Origin of the sequence: Mucilaginibacter sp. (assembly GCF_028288105.1) — a bacterium.
In the GTDB taxonomy this organism is placed as follows: Bacteria; Bacteroidota; Bacteroidia; order Sphingobacteriales; family Sphingobacteriaceae; genus Mucilaginibacter.
The window spans coordinates 1-9,776 of record NZ_JAQBOI010000190.1 but is presented as its reverse complement, the minus strand read 5'-3'; the positions used below and the strand labels follow the sequence as shown (position 1 = coordinate 9,776).

Genomic DNA, 9,776 nt, shown 5'->3' with positions numbered 1-9,776 from the left:
TCCCTGATCCATTATTCGCGATACAAAAGATGAAGGATATTATGGCAAAAGATGGATATATAAGTTTTGAAGTAGGTGTTGTGGGCGGTATCTCTACATTTTGGTATAAATTATTTCCTTTAGGCTTGCCCCAGCACCGTTGGCTATACTCCGAAAAATCGCTTAAAAAATTACTGGAACAAGCAAAGCTCAATGTTGTGCACAAAACAACGCATTCGCTCGCCCCTTATCTGTTTTTGAAAAAAATATCTGGTTTGGTTTTGATAGGAGTATTGAAAAGACTATTAAACCCTGTTATAGGTAAGCGCGCTGCAATGTTTGTTGATCTGCATAATAATTTCACCAATTTTTTAAGATATAGTGTAGGCAGGTACTTCCCTAATTTGGGTCCTTTAACGGTTTTATACATTGCAAAGTCTGAAGAATAGATGCAGAAATTAAAGATAGGTATTACCGGGGCCGGGGGGTTTATAGGATCGCATTTGGTTGAACACCTCGCCACGGAACATGTTGAAACTGTTTTAATAAGCGGGCCCCACGGAAATGTAAAAAATTATCCGGACGCTTTTATTGCTGATATTTGCGATTTTGACCAGTTGAAACAGCATTTACACTATGTGGATATTGTAGTGCATTTGGCTGGCCTCAATAGCGTCCGCAATTCTTTTACAAACCCTGCCGAAACCTTAAAAGTAAATACCATAGGTACAGCCACCTTGCTGAATGTTTGTAAAGAATTGAGTATTAAAAAAGTGGTTATGATCTCATCGGCCGAGGTTTATGGCAGGCCTTTATCGAATCCGGTTTCCGAAAACGATATTTTAAAACCGCTGTCGCCATATGGGGTATCTAAAGTGGCAATAGAACAGATGTGCTTTGTTTATCATGTGGCACATGATATGAATTTTAAGGTCCTCAGGCCTTTTTCTGTTTATGGACCAGGTATGTCAACAAAATCTTTAATAAAAGAAATATACAACCAGGTTAAGGTACAAAAGGATATTGCTTTATTTAATTGCACATCGGTACGCGATTATTGCTTTGTAGGTGACCTCGCCGTGTCTATTAAAAAGGCAATGTATGCTGATTTTACGGGATTTGAAATTTATAATGTGGCAAGTGGCGTTGGCACTAATTCAAAACAGCTGGCCCAACTTATTCAATCTATCATGAAAATTAGCGGAGGGATTTCGGAAAATCCTTCGCCAGACAGGCCCAGGAAGGCTGATGTAGATAACCTGGTGGCAAATATTGAAAAGGTGGGCGAAGAGTTAAACTGGAAACCGGAAACGTCGTTATTTGACGGCTTAAAGAAAACAATTCAATTTTTTACACATGAATAAACGCGTACTGATAACCGGGGCTCAGGGCTTTTTAGGGAGGTATTTAACAGCCGCTCTAATAAACGGGGATAAGGACCTGGAAGTGATAGGCATTGGCCGCTCACCACGTTTAGACGATTGTTTTACGCATTCGCTATGTATAAAAAACAATCAAACCATACCTGCACCTCTTCCTGCAGGCATTGTTGAAGCTTTGCATGGGCGATACAAGTATTTCATGGTAGATACCAACGATAAAAAACATATCGAAGAATTATTAAAAGCTCAACAACCTACGGCTATTATTCACCTGGCATCTGGTTTAAAAGGCGACCACTGCAGCAAACTGCTGAATACTAATATTATCGGCACATTAAATTTATTATCAGCCTGCAAGAAGTACCTTACAGATGTTCCGTTTATAGGCGTATCCAGCGGCGGGGTTTATGGTTTCCCATCCAAATCAGAAGATCTTCCGTTCAGGGAATCTTATCCCTGTAATCCGGAAGAATCCTATCAATTAACTAAAGCTGCTGAAGAAAAGATCGTAAAAGAGTTTTGTGAACATTTTGATATTCCGTGGATGGCTTTAAGGGTTTTTAATATTATTGGCCCTGGCCAGGATGAACGTCATGTATGCGGTCGTTTTGTAAGCGAATTGATGAGTATTAAAAATGGCTATAAAGATCCTCATTTAAAAACTTCGGGATTAACGTCGGTAAGGGATTTTGTTGATGTGAGGGACGTGGCCAGCAACATTGTCCAATTATTAGCAAACGAGCAATACAATCAGATTTTTAATATTGCTTCCGGGAAGCCGGTTATGATAAAAGACGTTTTGGACTGCTGTTTAAATGCAGTATTTGGAAATGAGAAGGGGGGAATCAAAATTGATAGCGGGCAGCAAACTTTTTTAAGTGATCAAAAGATAGATCAGCATTATGGTGATAATACAAAGTTGCTTGATGTGGGAGGTTCGATAGATTTTAGCCTGGCCTCCAGCATTAAAGATATGGTATCTTATTATGGTTTGATAGATCGGTAACACCAACTTAATCGCCAGAAAGCGAAGGGGACACCGGCGTTTCAACCACCACGAGATGCATCTCTTCGTGGCCCGTATTTATCAACTGATGGGTGCCGCCAATAGGGTTAACAATTACATCCCCCTTTGTAACCTGGCAAAGTTGCCCGTTAACGATCATTTCACCTTCCCCCGAAATGATGATATATATTTCCTGATTATCGACCGTATGTGTATGCTTCCCGATAGTGGCTGCCACCGGTACTTTTACAAAATCTAAAAAATTAAAAGCAAACTCTGGTGACAAGCCGGATACCCGCGAAAAATAAATAGGCGCTATACCATCGTGCGCTATATCATAGTTGTAATGCAAGTTTTCAAATGAGTATTTCATTTTTTATTGTTTTAAGAGATATCGGAGCATTGGCATTTAAAGATAAATTAACAGCGTCAACTAATGTCTGCGTTTTAATGGCATCTGTTGTATCAGACAGGATAAGTGACGGATCGTTATTGATAACCGCATTGAAAAAGCTACCGGCTTCCAGATCAAAAATTTCCTGAGCTGATAAAGCTGATAGGGCGATATCTGCAGGTCCAATAAGATTAAAATCCCATCCGCTTAAATTGATCTTATTCTCTGATGTGTACAGATCAAGCCCTATGCTTTTTGTGGCAGCGTCGCAGCTATATAGAATATTCCCAACTGCTCCGTTTTCAAACTTTAACGCGATACTGATTGTGGTAGCGAAATCTAAAGAATTATCACTACTGGTGGCATATACCTCTTTAACTTCGCCCATTATATACCGGTTAAGGTCCAGCAGATGGGTTGCCTGTTCATTTAGTGGGCCGCCAGATTCCTGCACGTTCCCCCACCACGGCACCTGGTACATTTTGTTTATCCAATAGCTGGAAATACCTAAGAACGCACCGCCTTTTATGTGTAGGATACTGGGGCGGTACCTATTCATATAACCCACAGCGTTTATCAGCCCTTTTTCTTTTATCGTATTTTGCAAGCCCAACAAACCACCGGCATTAACAGAAAGCGGTTTTTCAATAAGGAACGGCAAATGGTGTTCAATAGCAAAAGCAATATGAGCCAAATGAAAGCAAGGTGGAGAACAAATAAAAATCACATCAACATTATCTACTGGCAAATCTTTCAGGTTTGTATAGGTCCGTGTCTTTGGAAACTGTTCTTTTATCTCCGCTAATCGTTGATCGTCTGTATCCAAAACAGCAGTAAGTTGATGGCCGCAATTTTTAGTGGCTTCTGCCCTTATCTTGCCCATTCTACCCCAGCCTATGATACCTACATTAAGTGTTTGCATATTCTTCTTCTTTTTGATGACTACCTATAATAAATTGCTGAATAGCAGCTAATTCCGACCCCCGAATTAGCGGATCCCGCTCCAAAGCTTCCTTCACATTTTGCGGAGTTGGATCTAATGCCGCTTTTAACACCGCCTTTTCGTGTTCCAAAAATATTTCTATCCATTTCAGCACCCGCACAGGTATTTGTGCTGATCTAATGGTTTCTATGGCTCCTTTGCTAATGAGCGTTTTACTTTCGATAGTAATACCGGTTTCGTTTGCCATGTTAATTACTAAAGGCTGCGGATTCATAGAATTTATAGCGTTAAGCAACGGTATTACTCCCTTTTCGTACCAATCCATGTTCCTGTCCTTCAAGCTTTCGGGAGACAGATTGGTTTTTAAAGAAAGTTCGCGTATGATTCTGTCTCCAATTAATTTTACCTGCAGTGCCCTCCCTTCGGCGTGATGGGATTGCGAGAACAGGTGGAAGTATTTAAGGGGGATAGCGCCTAAATCTTCTATTTCAGTACGGGTAAACCCATTAAAACCTGAACTGCTTATCTTTTCAAGGAATTTCGGGAATAGGGTTTCCCCTGCAAAAGTCAGATTATAAATAAAGCCCCGGTGATTAAGCCCGGTATAGTCCCAATTAATTTGCGAGGCCGGGAGCTTGATTATTTCCGCCACTTTTACAAAAGTCACCGTAGGTAGTTCGCAAACACCTAAAACCTTCTTAACGCCCCAGTGGTGAAGAATTGAAACAGCGATACTTAAGGGGTTGGTTAAATTGATCAGCAGAGCACCAGGACATAAAGCAAGTATTTTTTTGGCCAAGGCTTTCAGGCAGGGCGCCATCCTGATAGCCGATTTTAAACCGCATGGCCCCAGTGTTTCATCGGCTGTAAACCCAAATTGTTGTGCAAATAGCTCATCTTCAAGTCGACCCTCCAGGCCCCCGTACCTGTTTTGATGAATAATTACTTCGGCACCTTCAAGGGCATTATCTAAATCTATATTGCTTTCAACATACCATCCGGCTTTAGTTAAATGATGCCGGGAATAGTTAGCGATCAATTCAAGCCGCTTATCATTTCTGCCATAAAGAACCAGATGAGAGACTTGTGTGAAATTTTTAGAAACGAATTGATCTATAAGCTGAATGGTGAACGGACTACTGCCGCCAAGAATAACAAGTTTAGGTAAATTGAGGCTGTTCATGTGTTAAAAAATTGCCGCACATTCTCAGATACATAGTCTACTTCATTCGCTGTCATGTCGGGCCTTAGCGGTAAACATAAAAGCTCCTTTGCCAATGCTTCAGCTACTGGGAACTCCCCTTGTTTCCAGCCCTCCTTTTCAAAAGCCGGTTGTAAGTGAATAGGGGTAGGGTAGCGAATAACGGCATCAATACCCTTGTTGGTAAGAGAGGCCAGAAGTTCATCCCGCCTTGTGGTTCTTACCGTAAATTGATGATAGGTGTGCAGTTCATTATTGCTCCGTAGCTGAAATTTTATAGGCAATCCGTTCAGCCTTTCTATATAATTATTTACTATCCGGTTCCTGGCTTTATTCCAGCTATCTAAAAAAGGAAGCTTCCAGTCAAGTATCCTGGCTTGTATCGCATCCAGCTTGCTGTTGAATCCTAAAACAACGTGATTATTTTGCCCGTTTTGCCCAAGAGCACTTATCCTCAAGCTTTTTATATACAAATCCTCGTCATTCGTTACCAGGCATCCCCCATCGCCGGCCGCGGCTAAATTTTTACTGGGATGAAAGCTAAAACAGCCAATTTTTCCGAAAGTGCCTATGCACTGCCCGTCTAATTTAGAGCCATGGGCTTGGGCGCAGTCTTCTATAACAAGAAGGTTATGTTTATCGGCCAGGTTCATTATCTCTTGCATAGGCGAGGGTTTGCCATAAAGGTGCACCGGAATTATCGCCTTTGTTTTACCCGTAATTTTATCCTCCAGCTGATGTGTATTTATTAAATAAGTTTCTTCATCTGCATCAACCAATACAGGGGTGGCGCCAACAAATTTTATAGCAGCCACCGTGGCATAAAAAGTATTGGCGTGAGTTATCACTTCATCGCCGGGGCCTATATTTAGCACTTTCATCGCAAGAATGAGTGCATCCGTACCTGAATTAGTACCACATGCGTAGCGTGCATCTGTATACATGGCGAAGTTTTTCAGGAAAGTGGATACTTCTTCGGTAAGCACATAATTTCCGTTTAATATCATCCTTTTTAGGTCAATAAACAGTTCATCAGGATGCTCTCCGAATTGCTTTTCGTACATGTATCTACCTATTTTCATATATCGAATTATTGATGGCGTTCGAAAAAATACCGGCTCCTATTAAGCCCATTTCTGTTTCTTCAGGTCCTATTTTGATCATTTCATCCCAATTTTGGCCAAGATCCCAGCAAAAATCCCCGGCAAATTCAGCAATGCTTTTTCGATAAGTTTCTCCTAAGGCTATTGAAAACCCACCAATAATGATAAAAAGTTCCATGCCGGTAGTGGTGTGGATCAGAGCGATTACTTTAGCCAGTTGCTTTGCTGTTTTATCAATAACTGTTTTTGCCCATTCATCATTTGCCGAGTAAGCGGTAACAAGTGCCTCATTAGTTATTTCAGTATAATTTGGACGGATTTTTCCTACATGGGAGATTTCGAATGCTTTTGGTTCAAGCATTGCCTGCATTTTGGCATGAGCCAGAGCACCCCTGCCAGAACTGATACCCCCCAGGTGGCCTTTACCCCCGCATTCACACATCAAGGCTTCGTCTGATGTGTCGCTAACCCAATGCCCTATTTCGCCGCCCCGCCCCATAATGCCTGTATAAGGTTTGCCATTAATAAATAATTTACTGCCAATTCCGGAACTGACGGTAATCACACAAAAATCTTCTGAATAATGATCCTTTAAAAAGTATCCGGCGGCAGAAACATCATTTATAACATTAACTTTTGAATGAGGCCAAAAACTTTGGAGATAGGAGATAAGCGATGCGGAGCCTTTAAATTGATCTCCCCAAATGGTTGGGGTGCTTAAAATTTCGCCGGCAGGAGTAATAGGGCCGGGGAAACCAATGGTAACAATTCCCGGTTCTTCATCAGGAAATAACGCCTTGCCCAGTTCTATCATTCCTTTTATTAATGTGTCATAAGGCAAACCGTTTGAAACAGTATTCCAGATGTTGGGTGTGTTTTTCTTTTTTGTGCTCACCAATTTTTGCTGGCTCAATGAGTATCGGCCTGCGCGTAAATTTGTACCACCAACATCAAATACTAAAGCATCGGGTATATATACCGGTTTTGGTAGGTAACCAGGATCAGGACGGTTATTATTTGATGAATTGTGGCTATGTTCCATTACATTCATTGCACCACAGGCATACTCCATATCAGTGAAACTCATCGTTTTTATAAAAAAAGGATCCCCTATTTTGTATAATGCCACGATACTGAAATTGCCTCCTTTGTGCCTGCTAATAGCTTCCCGCTTAGCGTAAAGCTTTTGGCAAGACAGTGACTTATGCCAGTAAGGAAGATTTAATTTGTCAAAAACCCCATTAAAGTCTTCATAATCTTTAACGTTCATAAGCCCCCGGCTGTAAGCCATATTGTTTGAAAGCCGCATTCCTATTCCCACAGCCTCACCGTGTGAAAGCTCAAAATCTGTGATGATCTCAATTAAATGTCCAAACTCGTGGCCATAATCCACAATACGGTATAAATTATCCTCAAGCAAATTGGTGCTCAGTTCTTCGGTCATAAAAGCGATAGAACGATCAATTAATTCAACCACTTCCAAATCGAAATCTTTATCTATAAATTTGTTAATATTCCTTTTAAGCAGGCTCCAGGTACCTTTGTCTTTTAACGCGATGATCTTGATCATCTCTACCAGACCATTCTTGATCTCTTTTTCCGAAAGTGTTTTAAGGAATTTCAGGTCTATGAAAACAACCGTCGGGGGATAAAAGGTTCCTAAGGAGTTTTTACTATCGGCATAATTAACACCATTTTTAATGCCTACTCCTGCATCTATCATTCCGCATAATGTTGTGGGAATCTTAATACAAGGGGTGCCCCGCCTTAGCAGGTTAGCCGACATTCCCCCTAGGTCGCAGACAATGCCTCCGCCAAACGCGATGATCGGATCACGGCGGCCAATTTCATGTTTAAAACAAAAAGCGGTGAAATCTATAATTGATTGTATGTTTTTATTTTTTTCAGATACTTCAACAAAAAAGTAATGGGCTTCGATATCGTTCTTTTGAAAATAGACCTTAAGAGAAGAGGCGTAATCAGCCAGATTTTGATCAATAATGCAGAATGTTTTTTTTGTTTTAATATAATCAGAAAGCGCAGGGTTGGTTATATCGAAAAGATTTGAAACTCTTTTTATCTCATAAGTTATCAAACTTTCAAAAGACATCTTAAAAACTCGCTCCATATATAATGATTATTGGATACGTTAACAGTTTCAACCGGTATATAACTAACTAATTGAAATGTTCCTTCAAACAAAAGTTATGCTTTAAACTACGTTGGTTTGATCTGGCGCCTCAATGGTGTAATGATAACCACATAGGCCCCGATGGTATTCATTTTAGATAGAATAGTAATTCGAAATTACAGTTAAAAACAGCTTGTCAAACATCAATTTTAGCACATAATGTTTCACATTTCATAAAAATGAAACTTGGATAAAACAGAGTAAAAAACGCCCCCAGAACATTAAGAAATTTCTCTTTCCATCTCCGGCGTATATTCTCCGCGCCTTGCTTTGCTGTTACACCATGCCCGGTGATAAAGTAGCTTTTGCGCTATGGCCACATTTTTGTCGTCTCCTTTCCAAGCCTCTAAAGCGGGTTGCTGGATAGCCCGTGAAAAAGAGAAGGTGAGCTCCCAGGGCATTTTATCTTTAAACCTGGTATGCATGGCATTGAGCCTTTCTGAAGCTAATTGTTCGGATTGGCCGCCGGATAGGAAAGCGATACCCGGTACGGCAGCAGGTACACATCTCAAAAAACACTGCACTGTTGCATCTGCCACCGCCTCTATATTGTCCTGAACAGGGCTTTCCAGGCCTGGCAATATCATATTGGGCTTCAATATCATTCCTTCAAATTCTACATGCTGTTCAAATAGTGCATTAAAAACGGCATGTAATACCTGGTGGGTTACTTCAGAACATTGTTGAAGCGAATGGTTGCCCTCCATTAAAACTTCTGGTTCTACAATTGGTACCAGACCGGCCTGTTGGCATAATACAGCGTACCGGGCCAGGTTATAAGCGTTTGTTTTAATAGCTGTAAGGGTTGGGATGCCTGCACCAATGGTGATCACTGCACGCCATTTGGCAAAGCGTGCCCCCTTATTGTAATAGTCGGCCAGGCGCTTACCTAAGCCGTCCAGCCCCTCTGTTATTTTTTCTCCCGGGAAACGATCAAGCACAATAGCGCCTTCGTCAACTTTAATTCCCGGTATAATTCCTTTTTTCTTTAAAACATCTATCATTAGTGTACCATCCTCAATTGATTGATCGATGGTTTCATCAAACAGGATCGCGCCGCTGATACATTCTTCCAGGCGTGGCGTTGTAACTATCAATTCCCGGTATTTCCGGCGGTATTCTTCCGTTTGCGGGATACCCAGTGCTTCAAAGCGTTTATTGCAGGTCCCTGTGCTTTCATCCATAGCCAGTAAACCTTTGTTTTTATTCATTAAACTCTCGGCGGTTCTTTTCAGATCTGATGTTTTCATGTGGATTTGTCTAAAATGGTTATTTGTAATAACTGACAAATAATGAACAGCGCTAATCACTGGTGGTTTTTAATTTAGCTAAAATGGTCAGTTTCCTGTTTAAGCTTTCACATATAGGAACATTCATTTATTAAAACGAAATATTTGAAATATACTGTGCTTTTATTTTTACCTTTTCTGTTATGAACTGCTGGATAAGGGCTATCCGGCCTTGCAAAATGAACTCAAATTTGTTAGTTTAGTTAGCTCAATCACAATGATCAACATTAAAAATACATTATAATGGAAAAAATAAAGTTGCGCGTGATGCTATCTGTTTTGATGATG

The 9,776-nt window shown here is 40.7% G+C and carries 9 protein-coding genes; 3 read left to right on the top strand and 6 right to left on the bottom strand.

Translation table 11 applies throughout. The annotated features are described in order from the left end of the window. From JWQ85_RS13180 to JWQ85_RS13170, 3 genes are all read left to right on the top strand, one after another. A partial coding sequence (locus JWQ85_RS13180; protein WP_299468675.1) for a hypothetical protein occupies positions 1 to 428 on the top strand: 428 nt, incomplete at its 5' end. Continuing rightward, a complete protein-coding gene (locus tag JWQ85_RS13175; RefSeq protein ID WP_299468673.1) occupies positions 429 to 1,343 on the top strand; it encodes an NAD(P)-dependent oxidoreductase in 915 nt (304 codons plus the stop codon). After that, positions 1,336 to 2,367 carry an NAD(P)-dependent oxidoreductase gene (locus JWQ85_RS13170; RefSeq protein WP_299468671.1) on the top strand — a complete coding sequence of 344 codons (1,032 nt, stop codon included), beginning with the start codon at positions 1,336 to 1,338 and terminating at the stop codon, positions 2,365 to 2,367. The genes JWQ85_RS13175 and JWQ85_RS13170 overlap by 8 nt, the downstream gene beginning before the upstream one ends. A 7-nt stretch (positions 2,368 to 2,374) precedes the next feature. On the opposite strand, the gene JWQ85_RS13165 is transcribed toward JWQ85_RS13170, so the two are convergent. From JWQ85_RS13165 to JWQ85_RS13140, 6 genes are all read right to left on the bottom strand, one after another. Further along, complete coding sequence (locus tag JWQ85_RS13165) at positions 2,375 to 2,740, bottom strand: cupin domain-containing protein (protein ID WP_299468669.1); 366 nt, start codon at positions 2,738 to 2,740, stop codon at positions 2,375 to 2,377. Beyond that, positions 2,724 to 3,683, bottom strand: a complete 960-nt coding sequence (locus JWQ85_RS13160; protein WP_299468667.1) for a Gfo/Idh/MocA family oxidoreductase — start codon at positions 3,681 to 3,683, stop codon at positions 2,724 to 2,726. The genes JWQ85_RS13165 and JWQ85_RS13160 overlap by 17 nt, the downstream gene beginning before the upstream one ends. After that, positions 3,670 to 4,887, bottom strand: coding sequence for a hypothetical protein (locus tag JWQ85_RS13155; RefSeq protein ID WP_299468665.1), 1,218 nt, complete (start codon positions 4,885 to 4,887; stop codon positions 3,670 to 3,672). Before JWQ85_RS13155 ends, JWQ85_RS13160 begins: the two co-directional genes overlap by 14 nt. Next, positions 4,884 to 5,987 (bottom strand): DegT/DnrJ/EryC1/StrS aminotransferase family protein, encoded by a 1,104-nt coding sequence (locus JWQ85_RS13150; protein WP_299468663.1) that lies wholly within the window; start codon positions 5,985 to 5,987, stop codon positions 4,884 to 4,886. The genes JWQ85_RS13155 and JWQ85_RS13150 overlap by 4 nt, the downstream gene beginning before the upstream one ends. Further along, complete coding sequence (locus tag JWQ85_RS13145; protein ID WP_299468661.1) at positions 5,974 to 8,118, bottom strand: ROK family protein; 2,145 nt, start codon at positions 8,116 to 8,118, stop codon at positions 5,974 to 5,976. Before JWQ85_RS13145 ends, JWQ85_RS13150 begins: the two co-directional genes overlap by 14 nt. Before the next feature lie 302 nt (positions 8,119 to 8,420). After that, positions 8,421 to 9,449, bottom strand: a complete 1,029-nt coding sequence (locus JWQ85_RS13140; protein ID WP_299468659.1) for a class I fructose-bisphosphate aldolase — start codon at positions 9,447 to 9,449, stop codon at positions 8,421 to 8,423. Between the last annotated feature and the right edge of the window lie 327 nt (positions 9,450 to 9,776).

Bases quoted from the DNA above. Each gene is read 5' to 3' on its own strand.
- JWQ85_RS13165 (WP_299468669.1), bottom strand. From the start codon at position 2,740: ATGAAATACTCATTTGAAAACTTGCATTACAACTATGATATAGCGCAC.
- JWQ85_RS13175 (WP_299468673.1), top strand. From the start codon at position 429: ATGCAGAAATTAAAGATAGGTATTACCGGGGCCGGGGGGTTTATAGGA.
- JWQ85_RS13170 (WP_299468671.1), top strand. From the start codon at position 1,336: ATGAATAAACGCGTACTGATAACCGGGGCTCAGGGCTTTTTAGGGAGG.
- JWQ85_RS13140 (WP_299468659.1), bottom strand. From the start codon at position 9,449: ATGAAAACATCAGATCTGAAAAGAACCGCCGAGAGTTTAATGAATAAA.
- JWQ85_RS13160 (WP_299468667.1), bottom strand. From the start codon at position 3,683: ATGCAAACACTTAATGTAGGTATCATAGGCTGGGGTAGAATGGGCAAG.
- JWQ85_RS13150 (WP_299468663.1), bottom strand. From the start codon at position 5,987: ATGAAAATAGGTAGATACATGTACGAAAAGCAATTCGGAGAGCATCCT.
- JWQ85_RS13145 (WP_299468661.1), bottom strand. From the start codon at position 8,118: ATGTCTTTTGAAAGTTTGATAACTTATGAGATAAAAAGAGTTTCAAAT.
- JWQ85_RS13155 (WP_299468665.1), bottom strand. From the start codon at position 4,887: ATGAACAGCCTCAATTTACCTAAACTTGTTATTCTTGGCGGCAGTAGT.